The organism is Acinetobacter haemolyticus, from assembly GCF_003323815.1.
Lineage (GTDB): Bacteria > Pseudomonadota > Gammaproteobacteria > Pseudomonadales > Moraxellaceae > Acinetobacter > Acinetobacter haemolyticus.
In genome coordinates this window covers 2,862,542-2,884,943 of sequence record NZ_CP030880.1, presented here as the reverse complement: position 1 = coordinate 2,884,943, position 22,402 = coordinate 2,862,542, and the positions used below count along the sequence as shown (strand labels likewise).

Below are 22,402 nucleotides of genomic sequence, written 5' to 3'. Positions count from 1 at the left end.
CATTGTTTCCCAAACAAGGGTACATTAAATAAAGCACTTCATAATAAACAAAGCGCCAATACTGGGAGGGTAACCTTATGGCCAGATATAGCAAAATTAATAGTTTCAATGCATTACAAACACTAACTGTTGGTTCCAAATCCTATCAAATCTATAGCTTAACGCGAGCAGCTGAGCAACTCGGTAATATTGATAAGTTACCCAAGTCTTTAAAAGTTTTATTGGAAAATTTATTGCGCTTTGAAGATCAAAAAAGTGTAAAAGTTGAGGATATTCAAGCCTTAGTTGATTGGCAAAAAGACAAACGCTCTGATCAAGAAATTCAATATCGCCCGGCACGTGTCCTGATGCAAGATTTTACAGGGGTACCGGCTGTTGTTGATTTGGCGGCAATGCGTGCCGCGATGGCAAAGGCAGGTGGAGATCCAAACAGAATCAATCCATTGTCACCTGTAGATTTGGTGATTGACCACTCGGTGATGGTCGATCACTTTGCCAATCAAAATGCATTTGATGTGAACGTGAGAATTGAGATGGAGCGCAATGGAGAGCGTTATCAATTTTTGCGTTGGGGGCAATCTGCTTTTGATAATTTTAGTGTTGTGCCACCCGGTACAGGCATTTGTCACCAAGTCAATTTGGAGTATCTTGCTCAAGCCGTGTGGTTAGGTGAGGATGAAGGGCAAACATTTGCATTTCCAGATACCTTAGTGGGTACAGATTCACACACCACCATGATCAATGGCTTAGGTGTTTTGGGTTGGGGGGTAGGTGGGATTGAGGCGGAAGCTGCAATGTTAGGGCAGCCTGTATCGATGCTGATCCCTGAAGTCGTCGGTTTCAAATTAACGGGCAGATTAAATGAGGGAATTACTGCGACAGATCTGGTCTTAACGATTACACAGATGCTTCGCCAAAAGGGTGTGGTCGGTAAGTTCGTTGAGTTCTATGGTGATGGTTTAGCTGATTTGCCGTTGGCTGATCGCGCGACGATTGCCAATATGGCACCTGAGTATGGTGCAACCTGTGGTTTTTTTCCTATCGATGAAGTCACATTGTCCTATTTGGCATTGACGGGCCGTCAACAACAACGAATTGATTTGGTTGAGGCCTATAGTAAAGCCCAAGGTTTATGGCGAAATACAGGAGATGAACCCGTATTTACCGATACATTAAGTTTGGATATGAGTACGGTTCAAGCCAGTTTAGCTGGTCCAAAACGTCCACAAGATCGTGTGCTACTAGCGGATGTAGCAAAGACTTTCAATACATTGATGGAACTAACACTAAAGCCTGTCGATGAAATGAAAGAACAATTGGAAAATGAAGGCGGAGGTGGCACAGCGGTTGCGGCTAAGCAGGCTAATTTGCCTCACGAAAGCCCTGCATGTACGATTGATGGACAAATCTATCCTTTGAATCATGGTGATGTGGTGATTTCAGCCATTACGTCATGTACCAATACTTCAAATCCGAGTGTGATGTTAGCCGCAGGTTTATTGGCTAAGAAAGCAATTGAAAAAGGTCTACAGCGAAAACCTTGGGTGAAAAGTTCACTTGCACCAGGCTCAAAAGTCGTAACAGATTATCTTGCTGCAGCAGGTTTGACTCCCTATTTAGATCAATTGGGTTATAACCTTGTCGGCTATGGTTGTACCACTTGTATCGGAAATTCTGGACCTTTACCTGATCCAGTTGAAGAAGCAATTCAATGTCATGACTTAAATGTCGCTTCTGTACTGTCAGGCAATCGTAATTTTGAAGGGCGTGTTCATCCACTGGTGAAAACCAATTGGTTGGCATCACCGCCTTTGGTTGTTGCTTATGGTTTATCGGGAAATATTCGTACGGATTTAACCTCTCAACCGATTGGGCAAGGGAAAGATGGACAGGATATTTATCTGAAAGACATTTGGCCGACGCAGGCTGAGATTGATCAGATGCTGCAAAAAGTAAATACAGAAATGTTCCATAAGGAATATGCGGCTGTTTTTGATGGTGATGAAACATGGCAGGCGATTCAAATTCCACAAAGTCAGACTTATACGTGGCAAGATGATTCAACCTACATTCGTCATCCGCCATTCTTTGATGAAATTGATCAACCACCAAGATCAATTGAGAATATCGAACAGGCACGTATTTTAGCGGTGTTAGGTGATTCTGTGACGACTGACCATATTTCTCCAGCGGGAAATATTAAGAAGGATAGTCCAGCGGGACGTTATTTGCAGGAGCAAGGTGTAGATCCAAAAGATTTCAACTCATATGGTTCGCGTCGTGGTAATCATGAAGTGATGATGCGAGGCACATTTGCCAATATTCGAATTAAGAATGAAATGTTAGGTGGCGAAGAAGGTGGCAATACCATTCATATTCCGAGTGGTGACAAACTTTCGATTTACGATGCATCGATGCGTTATCAGCAGGAAAAAACGCCTTTAGTAATTATCGCTGGAAAAGAATATGGCACAGGTTCTTCGCGTGACTGGGCTGCTAAAGGAACAAATTTAATTGGTGTAAAAGCGGTTATCGCTGAAAGTTTTGAACGAATTCATCGTTCGAATCTTGTTGGGATGGGGGTTTTACCGTTGCAATTTATCGATGGGCAATCGCGTCAGTCTTTAAATTTAACTGGGCGAGAAGTTCTCTCTATCCACGGTTTATCAGATGATATTCAACCACATCAAACGTTGGATGTGAGTGTGCTTCGTGAAGATGGTCAGCAAGATCAATTTAAGGTCTTGTGTCGTATCGATACTTTAAATGAAGTGGAATATTTCAAGGCAGGCGGTATTTTGCATTATGTATTGCGGAATCTAATCGCAGCTTAATTGAAGTAAGCCCTGTAAACTTACAGGGCTTTTTCAGATCATATTTAGCTAAATTTGAATAACTTCTTCAAACTAAAAGTCGGTGTCAACGACCAAACACCCCATGGATTAAAATAAAGTGAATCTTTATCGAAGAAATCACTCGATTCCTTTCTATGAAGTTTTAATATTTCTGCGCCTTCCTTTACAGAAAAAGTTTGTTTCTCTAACAGTATTGGGTTTTCGATAAAAAGGTAGAGTAAAAATTGATTCAAGACAGATAAGGCATGCTCCACTTTTAAGTTGACGCAGCCTTCAGGTTTGCCGAATTGATGCATACCACAAGAATAAATTAAGTCTTGATCGAAAACAGGTAGAACAAATGCTTTATATAAGTCTAGAGGATTCTCTGCATCAAAGTTCAGCCAGTCTGATCGAAGGTGAGTTACTCCAGACGTTTCAACTTTAATGGCTAATCCACCGGCTTTGAGCAGCGCCTGACCCAGTAACAGCGCTTGTTGTGCTAAGGCTATTGATCCAGCTTTGCAAATAACATAAACCACCATCTGATGTTGCTCTATTTGTTGTAGCTCTTGTTCTGAAAAACGATCCATACTCTGCTGCCTAAAGACCTGACTTACGCTAGGATCGTTTTTATGTTCTTCAATTTCAGCAAAATAATCACTGGTTAACGCTTTAATAATTACCCCAGCGTAAATATATCCTGTGTCATGGGTCAATAGCGCATGTAATAAGGCTTGATGATTTTGCCAGACTCCTGGAATACATAAGATAATGTCCTGTTGATCTTGCTTATCCATAATCATATTTTCTAATGAATTGTTTTATTTATAATACAATAATCCTTATTAAATTCTGGTTTTATTTGCGATGTCATTGATCAAAATAAGTGAGGAATTTGCTTTAAATGGTTGAGAGCGATCTATTTTTAAATTAAATCTATTTGGGCTACCAAGTCTTGGTATTAAGTTCTCTCTGAGAGCAGCTTAATCTCCCAGTAAATTATTTAAAAGATGAAAGCGGGTCTTTCATCTTTTTTATTTGAATGTTAGCTTTTCAGCGTTAATGTGATAACGATTAATCTCTAGGAATCATGGTTTTGAATCAGCTGCCGCGATATGTTTATTATTTATTGGTTGCTCAAGCATTTAATTTAATTACAGCGGTATTGTCGGTCACGGTTTCAGCGATTGTTGGCTTAAAACTTGCGCCCACGCAGGCCTTGGCGACAGTACCTTATGGTTTGCAATTCTTGGCCATGTTACTGACGACGTTTATCTTTTCATTTTTAATGAAAAAGTTGGGGCGACATTTAGTATTTCAGTTTGGATGCATTTGTCTATTTTTAGCAGGTGTGTTTGGCTATCTCGCCTTACAAAGTGAACAGTTTTATTTATTGTGTCTTAGTCATTTTTCACTGGGCTTATTTATTTCTACGGCTAACTTTTATCGTTTTGCTGCCTCTGATCGTCTCGATTCTGATTTAATCCCCAAAGCCACAGCGATGGTTATTTCTGGTGGCGTCGTCGCTGCGATTATTGCACCTGTTTTGGCGATCCAATTTCAACAGGTGCAAGGTCTACCTGATTTTACTGCGATTTACTTAATTTTCAGTGTGTTGGCATTGTTGTTGTCACCAATTCTTTATATTTGGAACCAAAAATTTAAATTACTGCAAGCACAGCAAGTTGTGACCCAGTCGCTACAACGAGCTAAATTGCCCATTAATATGATTGTCGTGGCTGTGATCAGTGGGGCATTTGCTTACTATATTATGAATGTCATGATGATAATGTCTTCCTTGCATTTAAAGGAACACCATTCATTTCATTATGCTTCGATTTCTATTCAGCTACATGTTTTGGCCATGTTTGTTCCTTCATTCTTTGTATCTAAGCTGATTCAGCGTTGGGGAACACATCGCACAATTTATATCGGTTTTATTTTGTTGATGCTGTCCTCTTTGATTCCAATATTTGGACAAGAAGGAGTTTATATCAATATTGCACTGATTATTCTGGGTGTAGGCTGGAACTTTGCGTATTCAGGTGCATCTACGCTCTTGGCTGGTTTAAATGATCAGCAAAAGCATCGTGTACAAGGCATGAATGAAACCACGATTGCCTTATTTGCGACACTTGGTGCTTTCCTCCCTGCACCAATTCTGACTAAGCTGGGTTGGATGAATGCCAATTTGTTGGCTTTATCGATAAGTGTTGTTATTTTTATAATATTGATGATATTAAGTGGACGTCATCGATCTGCAATCAAAGTCTCATCTACCTAACCCAAAAGATATTAAACGAGTTAAAATAGTGCTTTGATTAAAAGATATAGACCACCACTGTTATGACTGATTTGCCTGTAAATGATGAATATGACCGCCGTTTTGCTGGTGTGGCAAAAATTTATGGAGAAAGTTCATTTAGCCATTATGAAAACAGTCATGTGATGGTGATCGGTGTTGGTGGTGTTGGGAGTTGGGCAGTAGAAGCGTTGGCGCGTACAGGGATCGGTGAGTTAACTATTGTCGATATGGATGTGGTTGCCGCATCGAATATTAACCGTCAGCTTCCAGCGATGACATCTACCTTGGGACAAGAAAAAATCGAAGTGATGGCAGAGCGGTGTCGTCAGATCAATCCACGCATGACAGTGAATATAATTGATGACTATTTAACACCTGAAAATGTCAAAGAGATTTTAAATCCTACTCCCGATATCATTTTAGACTGTATCGATGATGTCAAAGCCAAACTCGCATTGATGCTGCATTGTCGCTTTAACAAGATCCCGTTAATTGTGTCGGGTGGGGCAGGCGGTAAGCTCGATCCTCTCAAAATACGAGTTGCAGATCTATCAAAGACAGAACAAGACCCGATGTTGGCGAAGTTACGCGCTCAATTGCGCTCTAAAGGTATCTGCAAGAAGCCTAAAGAAAAGTTTGGGATTACGTGCGTGTATTCAATCGACAACCCATTTTCAAATACAGAAGCTTGTTCGACATCGGAAGATACTGCATTTAATCCAAGTGCTGGCTTGCGCTGTGGTGGCTATGGATCAGCCGTGGTGGTGACATCAAGCTTTGCGATGGTTGCAGTGGCAGAAGTTCTGAAAAAGTTAGATACAAAGAAGGGCTGATGATCACAGCCCTGAGGTTTGATTAGATATAATTTGAACTTAAGCGGTAGTAGCTATACGTCACGTTTTTATCTTTGTAAATATCATGACTACGTTGTTTAAAATCAGAGATCCATTGCGTACCAGAGAAGCCTGCAATATGACCATAGCGGTGTTTGGCAGTACGGTGAATGATGTAAATATCACCCTTTTGTGGATTGTCAAAAGCAGGGCTAATCTTTTTATATCCGATATCTTGTAAGGTTCTTCCCCAATCAGATGCGGCAACAGGATGATTCACAATATTGGCGCCAGCTGCTTGTAGTGCGATGCGAACAAACCGCGCACATTGTGATGAGCTACGATAAGATGCTCTACGTGTTAACTTTTGAGCAAATGTCATTACATCTATAGCAGGCTGTTTTGGGGTGGTCACAATCAATTGATGGGGTGGGGTGTGAACCATGCTGTGATCAACTGAGGGCGCATCATAAATCATCGTCAAACTCTATCGCATTTTCTATATAACCAAATTTAGTGCCAGACTCTTGGCGGAAGACATGGTAAGCGAAAAATCGTCTGAAAAGTCATTTGTAATGTAATAATGTATCATTTTGCGGGTGCTGTGGATAACTTATAAAAACAGCGGCCTGAATAATTCTTTTTTTATCATGCCTTTGAGGTTTGTTTAGTTTAAATAAAATGATTTGTAAAATAATATTTCATTTTGATTGAATAAAGGGGTAAAGTGTGATTTTAATCACACTTTTGCGCTCGAATATAATCTTCAGTGCGTTGCATGGCCGCTTGGATATTTTGGATTGCATTTTCAATATCATTAATAGTTTTTGCATTGCCACCGCTTAGGGCTTGACGCCATTTGCGTGCACCCGGCAAGTTTTGAAACAAACCTAGAATATGTCGTGTGATAATTGATAATGGTGCGCCTTCTGCAACACGTTGATGAATATATGGCATCATTTGTTGCATAATCTCAAAACGATCAGGCGCTTCTAGATTCCAAAGTTGTCCCATTTCAGCGAGCAAATAAGGATTGTGATACGCTTCACGTCCAATCATGACACCATCAACATGCTGTAAATGTTGTTGTGTCTCATCAAAGGTTTTGATACCACCATTAATTTCAATCGTAAGATGTGGGCGCTCTTGTTTTAAACGATAAACATCATCATAGCGTAGCGGTGGCACTTCTCGATTTTCTTTTGGTGATAGACCTTGCAAAATCGCGATACGTGCATGCACGATAAAATGGGTACAACCTGTTGCAGCGACAGTATCGACAAAATGTAACATTTCTTCATAGGATTGCATGTCATCAATACCAATACGGTGTTTGACGGTTACAGGAATCGAGACAGCTTTTTGCATACTATGAATACATTCAGCAACTAGATTTGGCTCCGCCATTAAACATGCACCGATTTTATTGTTTTGTACTCGATCACTTGGGCAACCAACATTTAAATTGACTTCATCATAGCCCCATTCTTCAGCCATTTTGGTACAGGTTGCTAACTCTTGCGGATTGGAACCGCCGAGCTGTAATACAATTGGGTGTTCTTCTTTATTAAAGTCTAAATGACGATTTGCACCACCATAAATAATCGCGCCTGTGGTCACCATTTCAGTATATAAGACAACATTCGGATTAAACAAACGCGCAAAGAAACGATAGTCCTTCGTTGTCCAATCCATCATCGGGGCAACACTGATGCGAGGGCTTTCAATGGTTTCAACGGTTTGCTTAAGCGTCATTAAAAATCATACCTTAAATAGCCAATTGGATTGTAATCAAGCAAAAGGAATACACTGCACATATTTGTATGGGCTGAATACAATACATTGGATCGGAGGAAGAGGTCGAAAATGCTAGCCCGTGCTTGATCTTGCTGAATGATCAATGGGCCAATTGCGCGCAATATTAACATAAAAATAAAATCAGTACATTTGCTTATGGAGACATGTGTAAGTCACTCAAAAGGGAGTGAATTTTGATCCCTTTGACATTCATATATTTCAATCTAGATCATACATTGTTCTAAATAATCAGGATAATACATGAATTAAAAAGAGGTTAATTGGCTAAAAAATGGTAAAAGGTGATGCCTCTCACATATTTTATTTAAGTAGGCCAAAAAGTTTGTTTTATTTAATTTATTGATTTTTATGTTGAAAGTTGATGTTAAATATTTTTTGTTACAACCACTTTGTCGACAAGATTCTATCTATTTTGCCATAGTGCACCTGCACAATTTAACAAAGGTATTTGTTTATGGTGACATTTTTATTCTTTGGTTTGATCATTACGATCTTACTTACACCAGGTCCAACGAATACATTATTAGCATCATCTGGAATTCAAATTGGTATCAAACGTTCACTTAAATTAATTCCATCTGAGGTTCTGGGATATTTTATTGCAATTACTGCATGGGGGTTTTTACTTGAATCAGTTTCACACTATATACCTTGGTTACCACCTCTTATAAAGTTGTTGAGCGCCGCTTTTATTATTTACTTAGCAATTAAACTATGGATAACCTCAACTAAGCAGATAGATCTAAATCAACCATTGATTACATCAAAAGCTTTGTTTTTCGCTACTTTACTTAACCCTAAAGCATTGTTATTTGCTTCGGCAATTTTTCCGCCTACAGTTTGGGTGAGTCTCCATGAATATATAATTCATATGGGAACATTTTTGGCACTGATTACACCGATTGCATTTTTATGGATTGCTTTTGGAACAGTTTTGATTTCAAACAAAATCGCTTGGTTGAATCAGCGTAATTTACAACGTACAGCATCTTGTGTCTTAACTTTCTTTGCTATGCCATTGGCTTTTTCTGCAATTACATCATTTTAAGTTTTGAAACTGGAATTTCGAATCAATCCGATCAAATCAAAGTTAAGAACCTTTGTATTCTGAGCAAATAGTGTTACTAAAATCTTGAGAATCGTGAAATAGAGGAAACCACAATTTAATCGTTGTGGTTTCTTTGTTTTTTGATTTTGTTATATAAATAGAAATAAAGGTCAAAGTTTATGTCGCGTAGAAGGAAAAATAAATTTGATGTACATTGTTTATATATGCTAATTCGTATATAAAGATATAAGAATATAAAGCTTGGATGAATCCAAATGACAGCTTCTTTAGATGTAACGATTTACCATAACCCAGATTGTGGGACGTCTAGAAATACTTTGGCCTTGATCCGTAATACAGGGATTGAGCCAACAGTAATCGAATATCTGGTAACACCACCTACACGAGAAAAGTTGATTCAACTGATCGCTGATGCTGGTTTATCTGTAAGGGACGCAATTCGTAAAAATGTCGATCCATATCGTGATTTGGCACTTGAACGTGAGGATTGGAGCGATAATGAGCTCATTAATTTTATGCTTGAACATCCGATTTTGATTAATCGTCCTTTTGTTGTGACGGCATTGGGTACGCGCTTAAGCCGCCCATCTGAAGTGGTTTTAGATATTTTACCGTTGTCACAAAAAGGCGCTTTTACCAAAGAAGATGGTGAGCAAGTTATTGATGAAAATGGGCAAAGAGTGAATTAAATATTTAGTCTTTATATGTGATTATCTGCATATTCAAATATAGAGTTGGAGGTAGATATGGATCAAGTCAATTTTTTTAAATGTTTATCGGACGAAACTCGTCTCAATATCGTCACCTTAGTCGTAGAAAATAAAGAATTGTGTGTATGTGATCTCACCGAAAAATTACAACTGAGCCAACCAAAGATTTCTAGACATTTGGCTTTATTGCGTTCTTCAGGGTTATTGCAAGACAGACGACAGAGCCAATGGGTGTATTACAGTATTAATCCACAATTGCCCGATTGGTGTCATAACATCTTGAAAATATTAAGCACCACGTCAGTGGGTAATCTTTCAACATTAGCGACGCTATCAACACAAAGTTATTGTGAGTAAAACATTATGAAATTTCTTTTTTTATGTACAGGTAACAGCTGTCGTAGCATTTTGTCAGAAGTGCTTTTTAATCATCGTGCGCCAGTGGGGTGGAAGGCTTATAGTGCGGGCAGTAAGCCTTCAGGACAAGTGCATCCATTGACTATTGAAACCTTACAAAGTTTAGGGCTTGAAACGGATGGGCTTTGGAGTAAGACCATCGATGATTGTGAGCAATACCAACCTGATGTGGTGATTACAGTTTGTGATTCGGCGGCACAAGAAGCATGTCCGCTTTATCTAGGCGGTGCAATCAAGGCGCATTGGGGCTTGGCGGATCCTTCACATTTAGAATTACCTAAAGATGAAAAGCTCAAAGCTTTCCAAGAGACCGTTGATCATATTAATCGCCGTCTTGATGCGCTATTTGCACATGATCTTACCAATATGACACGTCCAGAAAAAATTGCTGCGATTAATCAAATCTCACACATCGACTAACTGGATTAAACATGGCTAAATCAGGATTGTCCTTTTTAGATCGTAATCTCACCCTCTGGATTTTTCTGGCAATGGGGCTTGGGGTGGCGATCGGTGTATTTTTCCCGCAAGTTTCTGTCGGTTTGAACCAAATGAGTGTGGATTCCGTCAATATCCCAATTGCGATTGGATTGATTTTGATGATGTATCCGCCTTTGGCTAAAGTAGATTATGCAACCTTGCCAGAAGTATTTAAAGATAAAAAAACCTTGGTTTTATCTTTGGTACAGAATTGGTTGATTGCACCGATCCTCATGTTTTTACTAGCGATCATCTTTTTGCATAGCTATCCAGAGTATATGACTGGTTTGATTCTGATTGGACTAGCACGTTGTATTGCAATGGTATTGGTTTGGAATGGACTTGCTTGCGGCGATAATCAATATGTTGCGGCTTTGGTCGCATTCAATAGTATTTTCCAGATCTTATTTTTCAGTACTTATGCATGGTTATTTTTAACTGTTTTACCCCCTTACTTTGGGGTTGCAGGGCAGGTTATTGACGTTGACTTCTGGACGATTACACATGCCGTATTGGTTTATCTTGGCATTCCATTTTTACTTGGCTTTTTGACACGATTGACTTTGGTTAAATCGCGAGGGTTAGATTGGTATCAAAATACATTCTTGCCTAAGATCAGCCCTTTAAGTTTGCTTGCATTATTGTTCACTATTGTGGCGATGTTTAGTCTCAAAGGTAGTGATGTTGTGAGCTTACCTTTAGATGTGATTCGTATTGCAATTCCATTGACGATTTATTTTGTCTTAATGTTTTTTATCAGCTTCTTTATGAGTAAAGCAATGGGGAATAATTATCCTCGAACTACGGCTATCTCATTTACGGCGGCTGGTAATAATTTTGAGTTGGCATTGGCTGTGGCGATTGCGACGTTTGGTTTAGCTTCTCCAGTTGCATTTACGACTGTAATCGGTCCGTTGGTAGAGGTTCCTGTATTAATTGCACTGGTGAGTGTTTCACTGTGGTTAAAGAAGAAGTATTTTCCCAATGAACGAATTTGATGTTGATGTTGCAAATATCGAAATTGAACTGTTAGCTAAGCCTGAATTTAAACAGATTCAGGCAGTAGAGTTGGATCATCCACCACGTATTTTATTGTTATATGGTTCAAATCGTGAACGCTCTTATAGTCGTTTAGCGGTGATGGAGGCAGGACGCATTTTGCAATATTTGGGTGCTGAGGTGAGAATTTTCCATCCAAAAGGTTTACCTCTACCTGAAGATGCTGATATGGAACATCCAAAGGTCAAAGAATTACATGAGTTATTGGCATGGTCAGAGGGAATGGTATGGTGTTCACCTGAACGTCATGGTTCGATGAGTTCAATTTTTAAATCACAGATTGATTGGATTCCACTTGCGGGTGGTGCGATTCGTGCTACGCAAGGTAAAACCTTGGCATTGATGCAAGTCAGTGGTGGTTCGCAGTCCTTTAACAGTGTTAATCAAATGCGTATTTTGGGGCGTTGGATGCGGATGATCACGATTCCAAATCAGTCTTCGATTCCTAAAGCATTTTTAGAGTTTGATGAGGATGGCCGCATGAAACCTTCGTCTTACTATGATCGTATTGTTGATGTGATGGAAGAGTTGTTTAAATTTACCTTGCTCACACGTGGACAAAGTCAGTATTTCACAGATCGTTATTCGGAGCGAAAGGAGTCCGCGGAAGAGTTATCTAAGCGAGTCAATCAACGCTCAATTTAAAGTACTTGTTGATGTCAAAATGAATTACAAAACGCATGAAAAATCACTTTTATTTGTGCTGTTTTAAAGCTTTTAGATGATTCAATCGCGTATAACTTGATGTTGATTTAGATTAAAAGTCTAATCATGTTTGTGGATTAGACCAGCAAATCACGATTATGCGCTAAAATTGGAAATGGTCGATATTTGTTCATAAATATCGACCATTGTTATTTTATTGGCTTTACATAAAATTACATGATTTTTAATCGCTTGATTAGTAAGTATTTTATTTGTTTATTCTGAATAAAATAGTTCTTATTGAAACTATTTGAGATCAATTGATTTGAAGAAGAAATATTCACTACCTATAATGATTTCTACTCAAGGTATCAGAGATCAAATGTATTTGGAGTGATGATTAAGGCGAATAGATAGAACACGAATGTTTTTCTGAAAATACAGACAACATCATGTACAACGTACTACAATAGTGTGTTTAGCTTTTTTTGTGCGTGATTAAGATGGATGATGCTGTTCGTGTTTTACAAAGTGTTCGGCGGATTGAACAATGTGTGGAGTTATACTCCAAACGGTTGTCTCAACTTCACCAGATTACAACGCCGCAATTAGTTGCCCTTATGACCATCGCAAAAATGGGTCCATGTAGTATGTCTACGATCGGTAAAGCCATTTTTGTGAGTCCAAGTACAGTTGTTGGAATTGTTGATCGTCTAGAAGAAAAGGGCTTGGTATTACGAATGCGAGATACACAAGACCGTCGCCATGTACATGTGAGCTTAACTTCAAAAGGCGAACAACTCTTAGATCAATCACCATCTGCGTTACCTGAAGGTTTTTCACTGGCTTTACAAGCTTTAACGGATGATGAGCGGCAACGTCTTGTGATTTCATTAGAGCAGTTTGCCCAGTTGCTTGAGGCAAAAGTACCGAATTAAAGTCAGTACAAAATTTTTAACAGGTAATAAAGATTATAAGTTTGATTGTGTTCAATGACTAATGTCTCATGATTCTGATGCCACTACTAACTTGAGTATGCCGAGTATGGAAATACAAAAGGAGATAGCGTGGAAGCTTTATCAAGACAGTCAATTCGTTTGACCAAATCATCAATTATTCATCAACTGAATCAGTGTCGAGTTCGTAATTTTCAACCCCAAGATGTACGTGAAGTGCATGCGTTGATTCAGTCTTGTCCATCTTTGGATCTTAATTCATTGTATGCATACGCATTACTTGCCGAGCATCATACCGATACCTGTTTTGTTGCCTATGATCATAAAGATCAGATCTGTGGTGCGGTGACAGGCTATGTTTGTCCAGAAGACCCCAACACCTATTTCTTGTGGCAGATCGCAGTATCGCCCAGTGAGCAAGGAAAAGGAATTGGCTCCTTGCTCCTTGATCAAGTAAAAGAACAATGTTTAGCATCCCGACAATTAGAATTTTTAAAAACAACAATTTCTCCAAGTAACAAAGCCTCTCAAAATCTTTTCCGAAGTTTCGCTGAACGATTTGACGTTGATTGCAAAGTCAGTCCTTTTTTGTCAAAACAAGCACTTCAACCGATTCAGCCTGAACCTTTTGATACCCAACACGAACCAGAAGATCTGTACACCATTGGTCTTTGGAAATGGGATTGAGCGACTTTTTAAGTCTTTTAATTTTTTAACTACTTGGAGTTATTCATGAATATTTTCAGTCGATTGGAGTCTGAAGTCCGCGGCTATATCCATTCTTTCCCCACTGTATTTAAAACCGCAAAAAATGCAGTATTAGTGGATGAAATGGATCGTGCTTATATCGACTTTCTAGCAGGGGCAGGCACATTAAATTATGGACATAACCACCCTGTGCTGAAGCAGGCTGCAATTGATTATCTGGTACAAGATGGAATTGTGCATGGTTTGGATATGGCAACTTCTGCAAAGAAGGCGTTTATTGAAAACTTTGAACAATATATTTTGAAGCCGCGTCGTCTGAATTATAAGTTGCAATTTACAGGCCCAACGGGAACCAATGCTGTGGAAGCGGCGATTAAGTTGGCGCGAAATGTGACCAAACGTCATAATGTTATTGCGTTTACCAATGGTTTTCATGGGGTGAGTTTGGGTGCACTGGCACTCACAGGTAATCAAAAGTTTCGTGAAGCAGCCGGCGTTGCTTTGGGAAATGTCCATCATGCAGCTTACGCAGGTTATTTCGGTCCAGATGTTGATACGATTGATATGCTCAATAAATTATTGACGGATCGAAGTAGCGGTGTGGATTTGCCTGCTGCGATTATTGTGGAGTGCGTGCAAGGCGAAGGTGGCTTAAATACGGCCAGTATTGATTGGTTGAAGCGACTTTCTGCACTGTGTAAGCAACATAAAATTTTATTGATTGTCGACGATATTCAGGCAGGTTGCGGTCGTTCGGGGCATTTCTTTAGTTTTGAAACTGCTGAGATTAATCCCGATATCGTGACTTTATCAAAGTCTTTATCTGGTTTTGGTTTGCCGATGTCGTTGGTGTTGTTTAAGCCAGAATTGGATATTTGGCGTCCGGGGCAGCACAATGGCACGTTCCGAGGACATAATCTCGCATTTGTGACAGCAACTAAGGCAATACAACATTTTTGGGCTGATCAAAAATTCCAAACTGAACTTGTAGAAAAATCAGCTTTGGTTAGTCGCCGTTTACAAGAGATCGTGCAAAAATTTCCTACTGCGGAATTGACTCATCGTGGTCGTGGTCTGATGCAGGGACTTGCGTTTAAAAATCCTGATTGGGCTGATGAAGTCACCACACATGCATTTCAGCTCGGTCTTGTGATTGAAACCTCTGGCAGTCGGGGGGAGGTTGTGAAATTACTTCCACCATTAACCATTGAAAATCAAACCTTAGAGCAGGGTATTGATCTGCTTGAACAAGCGATTAAACATGTGGTTCAAGTCTATTCACCTTCTCTTTCATCTCAACATAAAACCAAATCCAAAGTACAGGGAGTTGTTTCATGATCGTTCGTCAACTACAAGATATCTTAAATACTGAGCGTGATGTGCAAACAGAAACTTGGGCAAGTCGCCGCTTATTATTGCAAGATGATGGTATGGGCTTTTCGATGCATGAAACGACCATTTTTGCAGGTACAGAAACCCATATTTGGTATAAAAACCATTTGGAAGCTGTGTATTGTGTCAAAGGTGAAGGAGAGGTCGAGCTGATCCCTTCAGGTGAGGTGTATAAAATCACACCTGGAACATTATATGCACTTAATAAGCATGACAATCATTATCTGCGTGCTAAAACTGATTTAGTTTTAGTCTGTACCTTTAACCCTGCATTGGTTGGGAATGAGGTGCATGATAAGGATGGTGTCTATGCAACACCTGCACAAATGATGAAGCAGACGGAGGAGGAGGCTTAAATATGCAAATGAGCAATCCTTATCTGACACGAAGAAGTGATGCTGCGGCTATTATTTCTCGTGCAGATCCTGTTGTTTATGAGCAGAATCTGGTCGAAGGTGCAACAGCACAACAAAAGCAGGATTATGCGACCAATGGTTTCTTACAAATAGATGATCTGTTTAGTGCAGATGAGGTTAAATATTTGCTGGATGAGCTGCATCAAATGCGTCATGCATATGCGATGCAGCAACGACCAGAGGCAATTATTGAGCGTGAAAGTCAGGAAGTCCGTTCTATTTTTAATGTCCACCGACTCAATGAAGTGTTTAAAAACTTGGTCTCAGATGAGCGTGTTTTAAACATTGCTCGGTCATTATTGGGCAGTGAAGTGTATATACATCAATCACGGATTAACTATAAACCTGGACTACATGGCAAAGAGTTTTTTTGGCATTCTGATTTTGAAACATGGCATAGTGAAGATGGTATGCCGAGAATGCGTGCGCTCAGTTGTTCGATTTTATTGACTGACAATAATGAGCATAATGGGCCTTTGCTGGTGATTCCGGGATCACATCAACATTATATTTCTTGTCAAGGTGAGACGCCGGATGAGCACTATAAAAAGTCACTGAAAAAGCAAGAATACGGTGTTCCTGACGGAAGTCTACTGCGTTATTTAGCGGATATGGGCGGTATTCATTCTTGTACTGGACGTGCGGGTAGTGTTGTATTTTTTGATTGTAATTTGATGCATGGTTCAAACAGCAATATTACACCGTTTTCTCGAAGTAATATTTTCTTTGTTTACAATAGTATCGACAATCAACTGCAACAACCTCTTGGGGGGCTCCAACCTCGACCAGAGTTTGTTGCAGCCCGAGAAGATATTGCGCCGATAAAACCCAAAAATCTCATCTTATAAAACATCAAGCCAAGAAGAGTATTGATTCTTCTTGGCTTCTGACTTTATGCTTGAATACTTTGAGCGGAAATACGATTATCCAAAAAGCTAAACAACATACACGCAAACACTAAACAGATCCCCACTAAACAGGTCATGCTCCATCCGCCGTGATTCCACGAAAAAATCCCTAAGGCTGAGCCACACGCGCCTCCAGTGAAATATGCCGTCATATAGATCGCATTAATCCGAGATTTGGCATCAGGACGTAAACGGAAAATAATGCTCTGATTGCTCGTATGTACAAGGGCTAAAGCGAGCTGAATTAACGCAAAGCCAAGGATATAACTCAATAAATAAATCTGTCCGAAATAGAAACAGATCCAACTAATGATAAATAAGCCACAACCCATCCATGTCAATTGTTTGGTATAGCCTTGATCTGCATATTTACCAATATATTGTGTAGATAAGGCGCCAAAGATACCAACTAATCCGACCATCCCGATCATAAGGTCTGGAAGATGGTGTGCGGCTGTGAGTAATAATGCAATAGTGGAAAATAAGATACTAACAGCAGCAAAGGCAAAAGCGCCTGAAAGTGCACGTAAAACTAAACGCTTTTCTTGTTTGAGTAGTTGTCCCATTGAGACAAAGACTTGCCCATAATTCAGTTTCATGCGCATCACATAAGGGAGCCGGCTTTTTAAAGCATACGCAAGGATAAGCATTAAAATACCGCTAACAACGTAGATCATTTTCCAGTGGAATAAATTAGAAAATAATCCTGCCAAACTGGTCGACAGTAAAATCCCAACCAATAACCCACTCATCAAAAATCCGACCACTTCACCTGTCTTTTCAGGATTGACGGTCATTGTCGCCAGTGGAATCAGGATTTGTGCTGCAACGGAGAACATCCCAGCCATAATCGTACCAAGCCATAGCATGGGTAAATTGACCGAAAAGGCACTCACGAATAAACCGAGCGCACATAAACACATTAATAGTGGAATGAACTTGGTTTTGTTGACGACATCGCCCATGGGAACAATAAAAAGCAAGCCCAAAGCATAAGACACTTGAGCAAAAGTAACGGTGAGTGCTGCTTGCCCCTCCGTCACTGCAAAATATTGTTGAATGGAGTGAATCAGAGGCTGACTATAATAGTTAGCGCCCGCACATAAACCACATGCAGTCGCCATAAACCATAGCAGGGCCTTATTTTGACTAATATCTTGAGGTGCAGACATGATTCTCTCGATCTGGTTATGCGATATATGCTGTTGCTTCAACTTCGATCAGCATGCCTTTCAATGCTAAACATGGCACAGGTATAAGCGTGCACACAGGGTATGGATGACCTTTCCATAAGCGTTGCATGATTTGTGTGAAGCTGTGAAGTTTATCCTCATTATGATTGACAACGAGGACACGTAAAACAGCAATATCTTGAAGTTTGGCTTGTGCCGATGCTAAAGCGTATTGGATATTATAAAAGACTTGTTGTACCTGTTGGTCAAAATCTTGTGAAAGTTCACCATTTTTATTCTCGCCACCTTGTCCTGCAATATGAATAGTTCGCATATTGGGTTGAATCACGGTGACATGGCTATACCCATTGCTGATCGGGTCGTATAGCTCACTTGGATTGATCATTTTAAAGGCTGGTGGGTTAATAAGATTCATAGCAAGATTCCATAAAGAAAAAGAAGTTATGCTAGTATCAAAGCTCAAGTTAACTAGAGGTCAAGTAAATTTTGAAATCACAACAATTACAAACTTGGCTCAGTATTGGGGAGTTGGCAAAACGGAGTGGTGTGAGTGTCCCGACGATTCGCTTTTATGAAGAAAAAGAATTGATTTGGGGGCTGAGAACGACTGGAAATCAGCGTCGCTATCAACGGGCAATGTTACGACGGATTGCAATTATTAAAGCAGCGCAGCAAGTTGGAATTAGCTTAAAACAAATCAAAGAGACGTTTGCGACCTTACCTAAGCAACAGATCGCAAGTAAAAAGGACTGGCAGACCATGTCACAACAATGGCAAGGACAGCTTGATCAGCAAATTATGAGGTTATTGCAATTACGCCAGCAGTTAGATCAATGTATTGGTTGTGGTTGCTTGTCTTTGGAACAATGTCCATTGCGAAATCCAGATGATTGCTTAGCAGAGCAAGCAATGGGTGCTCATTTTCAGGAAATTTTATTTTTATTGAATCAAAAAGACTGAGCAGACAGAGGATCTGTTGAATAAACGCACTAATATTGTGCAATAAGATCAAATTGTCTGGCAAAACCGTCATAAATATCACTCGAAAAAATGCTGAATTGGTTTTTTACATTTCTTTTTGCTGCATTTTGAGGGTCTGTTGGAAAGATTAAACCTAAATACAGAGAAAATAATTGAGTTTTCAATAGTTATAAATTTACGTACAGTGAAAAATCAGTAAAACAAGTCGCCGAAAAGACCAATAAAAGTTCAAATAAGCCAATCCCACTACGAAATTGCATGATTATGATGCCAAATCAAGTCCTCAATTTGTAAAGCTTGTAAATCATCATATTGATATATCAATCATGTGCATTTGGTGCTCTGATGGTGAGCTTAAAAGGAAAGAGGCGAATAAATACTATAGAGTTTGGTTGGTGATCATGTTTTAAAACATGCGCAATGTAAGCCAGCTTTATTGACTTGAAGACAAGTGATTCGAATAAAAAACTTATCTCAATCAGCATTTGCTTTATCAAAAGTCAAACGTGCTGAGCATACAATTTTTAAATTCGAATGTGAATCATCAGTTCAAAATATAGGTATTTATTAAATAAATATTGGGTGGAATTTTAAAAAAGTTCCATTAAAATCCAAAATCTCTACAAAGAATACTCCTGGGGGAAACATTGCGAGTCGCGATGTTTACTTAAGAAAAACTAGCTTGAGGAACGCTCATGCAGATCGGAATCCCAACCGAAACTGTCGCAGGTGAAAGTCGTGTAGCTGCTACACCAGAGACAGTTAAGAAGTTGATTAACGCAGGTCATAGTATTGTCATTGAACGTGGTGCTGGTGTTAAAGCAGCCTATATTGACAGTGCTTATGAACAAGTTGGCGCAACCATTACGGACGATGCATATACAGGTAGCCAAATTATTTTGAAGGTACGTGCTCCGAAAGGTGACGAAATTCAAAAACTTGCGGCTAATACCACTGTAGTAGCAATGTTTGACCCTTATCGCAATCCAGAATTAGATCAGTTTGCTTCACAGCAAGTGTCTGCTTTTGCATTGGAATTACTTCCACGTACACTTTCACGTGCACAAAATATGGATGTACTTTCTTCTCAAGCAAACTTGGCAGGTTATAAATCTGTATTGTTGGCAGCGGCTGAATATCAGCGCATGTTCCCAATGTTAATGACAGCTGCGGGTACCGTAAAACCTGCGCGTGTTGTGATCATGGGGGTTGGTGTTGCAGGTCTACAAGCGATTGCGACTGCAAAACGTTTAGGTGCAGTGGTAGAAGCAACTGACTTACGTCCGACAGCAAAAGAGCAGGTTGAGTCTTTAGGCGGTAAATGGTTAGACGTACCAATGTCCGATGAAGAAAAACAACGTGCTGCTGAAGCTGCGAAAAGTGGATATGGTTGGCAGCCTGGTGAGCAATACATCAAAGATCAAGCTGCGATCGTAGATAAGGCTGTATCAAATGCTGACATCGTAATCACGACTGCATTGATTCCAGGTCGTAATGCACCACGTCTGATCAAAGCTGAAACCGTTGCCAAAATGAAACCAGGTTCAGTCATCTTAGATATGGCGGTTGAAACTGGCGGTAACGTTGAAGGTTCTAAAGAAGGCGAAACTGTTGTTACTGAAAATGGCGTGAAAATTTTGGGTATTCCAAACATTCCAGGCACAGTTGCGACAGAGGCATCTGCATTGTATGCACGTAACGTATTCAACTTCCTTGAAACATTGTTCGATAAAGAAAAAGGCTTTGCGATCAATCAAGAAGATGAAATCCAAAAAGCGTTACTCGTGACACATGGCGGTCAAGTACTGCTCAAGCGTGGTTAAGGAGATTTCTCATGGTTGAAACGATTACAATTTTCGTCCTTGCCATCTTCGTAGGTTATTACGTTGTTTGGGGTGTAACGCCTGCGTTACATACACCACTTATGGCCGTAACGAATGCTTTGTCTTCAATTATTGTTGTTGGTGCAATGATTCAAACAGTTGGTTTGCCATTTCTTGGTGTTGAAGGTTCTGTGCATTTTCAGACCATCAACCCGATTAGTATTTTAGGTGCAATCGCTGTATTCCTTGCAAGCATTAACATTTTTGGTGGTTTTGCTGTAACAGCTCGTATGCTGGAAATGTTTAAACCAAAGCAAAAGAAAAAAGAGGGCTAAGCGATGGAATTTATTCGAGATTATGCGGATTGGTTCTACCTAGTAGGTGCTGTCCTCTTTATCCTAACTTTACGTGGTTTGTCTGGCCCTAAGACTGCAATTGCAGGTAGCCGCTACGGGATGGTTGCCATGGCAATCGCCGTATTGACAACATTCTTCGTTGCTGAAGGTCCAGTGGTATGGATGATCGGTGTTGCAATGGCTGCTGGTGCGGTAATCGGTATCGCTAAAGCACGTGCAGTTCCTATGACACAAATGCCAGAAATGGTTGCATTGATGCACTCCTTGGTTGGTTTGGCTGCAGTATTGATTGCAATCGCAACCGTATTAAAAGCTGCACACTTCGGTCAATACGATGCAGAACAGCTTGTATTGGTGAACGATGCAATGGTGGCACAAGGTCACTCAGCTTTTGTTGGTTTTAGTAGTACTTATCGCTTTGAATTATTTGTAGGTTGTTTCATTGGTGCGATTACCTTTACTGCATCAGTATTTGCTTACGGTAAATTGGCTGCGAAGAAATGGGCTAAAACAATCTCTGGTGCATGGGTAAAACCTGTTCAAGCTGCATTATTTATTGCAATGCTTGTATTTGGTGGTATCTACTTCGCAACTGATAGCTTAACAGCATTCTATATCATGACACTATTTGCACTGGCATTTGGTTGGATGTGGATTGCACCAGTAGGTGGTGGTGATATGCCAGTTGTGGTATCACTCTTGAACTCATTCTCTGGTTGGGCTGCCGCAGGTATTGGTTTCACACTTGAAAATAACATGTTGATCGTTGCGGGTTCACTTGTAGGTTCTTCTGGTGCGATTCTGTCTTACATCATGTGTAAAGCAATGAACCGTTCGATCATCAATGTATTGTTTGGTGGTGCGATGGGTGGTACTGCGGTTGCTGCTGACAAAGGTGAGCAAGTACAACGTAACTATCGTTCAGGTTCTGCGGATGATGCTGGCTTCTTGATGTCAAATGCTGATAGCGTTGTGATTGTACCGGGTTATGGTATGGCGCAAGGCCGTGCACAAAATGCGGTAAAAGAGTTGTGTGAAATCTTAAAAGAGCAAGGTGTGAAAGTGCGTTTTGCGATTCACCCAGTTGCAGGTCGTATGCCTGGTCACATGAACGTATTGTTAGCTGAAGCTGATGTTGCATATGAAGACATTTTAGAAATGGATGAAATCAACTCTGACTTCCCGGCAACTGACGTTGTACTTGTAATCGGTGCAAATGACGTTGTAAACCCAGCTGCGAAAGATGATCCAAGCTCACCAATTTATGGTATGCCGATCCTTGAAGCACACAAAGCTCGTACGATCATGGTGATCAAGCGTTCTATGGCAACAGGTTATGCTGGTCTAGACAACGACTTGTTCTACAATGAAAAAACCATGATGGTCTTTGGTGATGCGAAGAAAGTTGTTGAAGATATGACAAAAGCAATCAATGGTGGTGGTCACTAATCTGACCTCATCAGGATTGAAAAGCCACCCTAGGGTGGCTTTTTTAT

23 protein-coding genes are annotated in these 22,402 nt (G+C 40.0%); 18 read left to right on the top strand and 5 right to left on the bottom strand.

The genetic code is table 11. The annotated features are described in order from the left end of the window. The first annotated feature begins 77 nt into the window (after positions 1 to 77). Positions 78 to 2,834: an aconitate hydratase AcnA gene (gene acnA / locus DS737_RS13280; protein WP_113997735.1), complete on the top strand. Its 2,757-nt coding sequence runs from the start codon at positions 78 to 80 to the stop codon at positions 2,832 to 2,834. Positions 2,835 to 2,878: 44 nt separating this feature from the next. On the opposite strand, the gene DS737_RS13275 is transcribed toward acnA, so the two are convergent. Then, positions 2,879 to 3,640: a hypothetical protein gene (locus DS737_RS13275; protein WP_113997734.1), complete on the bottom strand. Its 762-nt coding sequence runs from the start codon at positions 3,638 to 3,640 to the stop codon at positions 2,879 to 2,881. Positions 3,641 to 3,927: 287 nt separating this feature from the next. Between DS737_RS13275 and DS737_RS13270 the strand changes: the two genes are divergently transcribed. Then, on the top strand, positions 3,928 to 5,121 hold the full coding sequence (locus DS737_RS13270; RefSeq protein WP_113997733.1) for an MFS transporter: 1,194 nt from the start codon (positions 3,928 to 3,930) through the stop codon (positions 5,119 to 5,121). 62 nt (positions 5,122 to 5,183) lie between these two features. Continuing rightward, positions 5,184 to 5,975 carry a tRNA threonylcarbamoyladenosine dehydratase gene (locus DS737_RS13265; RefSeq protein ID WP_005092264.1) on the top strand — a complete coding sequence of 264 codons (792 nt, stop codon included), beginning with the start codon at positions 5,184 to 5,186 and terminating at the stop codon, positions 5,973 to 5,975. 22 nt (positions 5,976 to 5,997) lie between these two features. On the opposite strand, the gene DS737_RS13260 is transcribed toward DS737_RS13265, so the two are convergent. Further along, positions 5,998 to 6,453: a CHAP domain-containing protein gene (locus DS737_RS13260; protein WP_004637913.1), complete on the bottom strand. Its 456-nt coding sequence runs from the start codon at positions 6,451 to 6,453 to the stop codon at positions 5,998 to 6,000. 257 nt (positions 6,454 to 6,710) lie between these two features. After that, positions 6,711 to 7,730 carry a tRNA dihydrouridine(20/20a) synthase DusA gene (gene dusA / locus DS737_RS13255; RefSeq protein WP_113997732.1) on the bottom strand — a complete coding sequence of 340 codons (1,020 nt, stop codon included), beginning with the start codon at positions 7,728 to 7,730 and terminating at the stop codon, positions 6,711 to 6,713. A 517-nt stretch (positions 7,731 to 8,247) separates the two neighbouring features. Here dusA and DS737_RS13250 point away from each other — a divergent pair. The 11 genes from DS737_RS13250 (at position 8,248) to thpD (ending at position 16,493) form a co-directional block, all read left to right on the top strand. Beyond that, on the top strand, positions 8,248 to 8,841 hold the full coding sequence (locus DS737_RS13250; protein ID WP_008942181.1) for a LysE family translocator: 594 nt from the start codon (positions 8,248 to 8,250) through the stop codon (positions 8,839 to 8,841). Between the two features lie 275 nt (positions 8,842 to 9,116). Next, a complete protein-coding gene (arsC, locus tag DS737_RS13245; RefSeq protein ID WP_113997731.1) occupies positions 9,117 to 9,551 on the top strand; it encodes an arsenate reductase (glutaredoxin) in 435 nt (144 codons plus the stop codon). 57 nt (positions 9,552 to 9,608) lie between these two features. Next, positions 9,609 to 9,929 (top strand): metalloregulator ArsR/SmtB family transcription factor, encoded by a 321-nt coding sequence (locus DS737_RS13240; protein ID WP_004637919.1) that lies wholly within the window; start codon positions 9,609 to 9,611, stop codon positions 9,927 to 9,929. Between the two features lie 6 nt (positions 9,930 to 9,935). Continuing rightward, entirely contained in the window at positions 9,936 to 10,409 is a 474-nt protein-coding gene (locus DS737_RS13235) for an arsenate reductase ArsC (protein ID WP_017396225.1), read from the top strand. A gap of 11 nt (positions 10,410 to 10,420) precedes the next feature. Beyond that, positions 10,421 to 11,467 carry an ACR3 family arsenite efflux transporter gene (arsB, locus tag DS737_RS13230; protein WP_004637921.1) on the top strand — a complete coding sequence of 349 codons (1,047 nt, stop codon included), beginning with the start codon at positions 10,421 to 10,423 and terminating at the stop codon, positions 11,465 to 11,467. Next, positions 11,454 to 12,173, top strand: coding sequence for an arsenical resistance protein ArsH (gene arsH, locus DS737_RS13225; RefSeq protein ID WP_004637922.1), 720 nt, complete (start codon positions 11,454 to 11,456; stop codon positions 12,171 to 12,173). Before arsB ends, arsH begins: the two co-directional genes overlap by 14 nt. Positions 12,174 to 12,676: 503 nt before the next feature. Next, complete coding sequence (locus tag DS737_RS13220; protein ID WP_004637923.1) at positions 12,677 to 13,111, top strand: MarR family winged helix-turn-helix transcriptional regulator; 435 nt, start codon at positions 12,677 to 12,679, stop codon at positions 13,109 to 13,111. 129 nt (positions 13,112 to 13,240) lie between these two features. Continuing rightward, complete coding sequence (gene ectA / locus DS737_RS13215) at positions 13,241 to 13,816, top strand: diaminobutyrate acetyltransferase (RefSeq protein ID WP_004637924.1); 576 nt, start codon at positions 13,241 to 13,243, stop codon at positions 13,814 to 13,816. Between the two features lie 45 nt (positions 13,817 to 13,861). Next, positions 13,862 to 15,175 carry a diaminobutyrate--2-oxoglutarate transaminase gene (ectB, locus tag DS737_RS13210; protein ID WP_113997730.1) on the top strand — a complete coding sequence of 438 codons (1,314 nt, stop codon included), beginning with the start codon at positions 13,862 to 13,864 and terminating at the stop codon, positions 15,173 to 15,175. Then, on the top strand, positions 15,172 to 15,585 hold the full coding sequence (locus DS737_RS13205) for an ectoine synthase (RefSeq protein ID WP_113997729.1): 414 nt from the start codon (positions 15,172 to 15,174) through the stop codon (positions 15,583 to 15,585). The genes ectB and DS737_RS13205 overlap by 4 nt, the downstream gene beginning before the upstream one ends. Positions 15,586 to 15,587: 2 nt before the next feature. Next, complete coding sequence (thpD, locus tag DS737_RS13200; RefSeq protein ID WP_113997728.1) at positions 15,588 to 16,493, top strand: ectoine hydroxylase; 906 nt, start codon at positions 15,588 to 15,590, stop codon at positions 16,491 to 16,493. A 44-nt stretch (positions 16,494 to 16,537) separates the two neighbouring features. On the opposite strand, the gene DS737_RS13195 is transcribed toward thpD, so the two are convergent. Both DS737_RS13195 and DS737_RS13190 read right to left on the bottom strand, forming a co-directional pair. Further along, positions 16,538 to 17,725, bottom strand: coding sequence for an MFS transporter (locus DS737_RS13195; protein ID WP_113997727.1), 1,188 nt, complete (start codon positions 17,723 to 17,725; stop codon positions 16,538 to 16,540). Between the two features lie 16 nt (positions 17,726 to 17,741). Further along, positions 17,742 to 18,161 carry a RidA family protein gene (locus DS737_RS13190; RefSeq protein ID WP_113997726.1) on the bottom strand — a complete coding sequence of 140 codons (420 nt, stop codon included), beginning with the start codon at positions 18,159 to 18,161 and terminating at the stop codon, positions 17,742 to 17,744. A 71-nt stretch (positions 18,162 to 18,232) separates the two neighbouring features. Here DS737_RS13190 and soxR point away from each other — a divergent pair, with 71 nt between their 5' ends. From soxR to DS737_RS13170, 4 genes are all read left to right on the top strand, one after another. After that, complete coding sequence (soxR, locus tag DS737_RS13185; RefSeq protein WP_113997725.1) at positions 18,233 to 18,706, top strand: redox-sensitive transcriptional activator SoxR; 474 nt, start codon at positions 18,233 to 18,235, stop codon at positions 18,704 to 18,706. A gap of 716 nt (positions 18,707 to 19,422) precedes the next feature. After that, positions 19,423 to 20,550 (top strand): Re/Si-specific NAD(P)(+) transhydrogenase subunit alpha, encoded by a 1,128-nt coding sequence (locus DS737_RS13180; protein ID WP_004637934.1) that lies wholly within the window; start codon positions 19,423 to 19,425, stop codon positions 20,548 to 20,550. Positions 20,551 to 20,561: 11 nt separating this feature from the next. Further along, entirely contained in the window at positions 20,562 to 20,885 is a 324-nt protein-coding gene (locus tag DS737_RS13175) for a proton-translocating transhydrogenase family protein (RefSeq protein WP_004637935.1), read from the top strand. A 3-nt stretch (positions 20,886 to 20,888) separates the two neighbouring features. Then, the gene (locus tag DS737_RS13170; RefSeq protein WP_004637936.1) at positions 20,889 to 22,355 is read left to right on the top strand and encodes an NAD(P)(+) transhydrogenase (Re/Si-specific) subunit beta; all 1,467 of its coding nucleotides are present in this window, start codon (positions 20,889 to 20,891) and stop codon (positions 22,353 to 22,355) included. Positions 22,356 to 22,402: the final 47 nt, after the last annotated feature.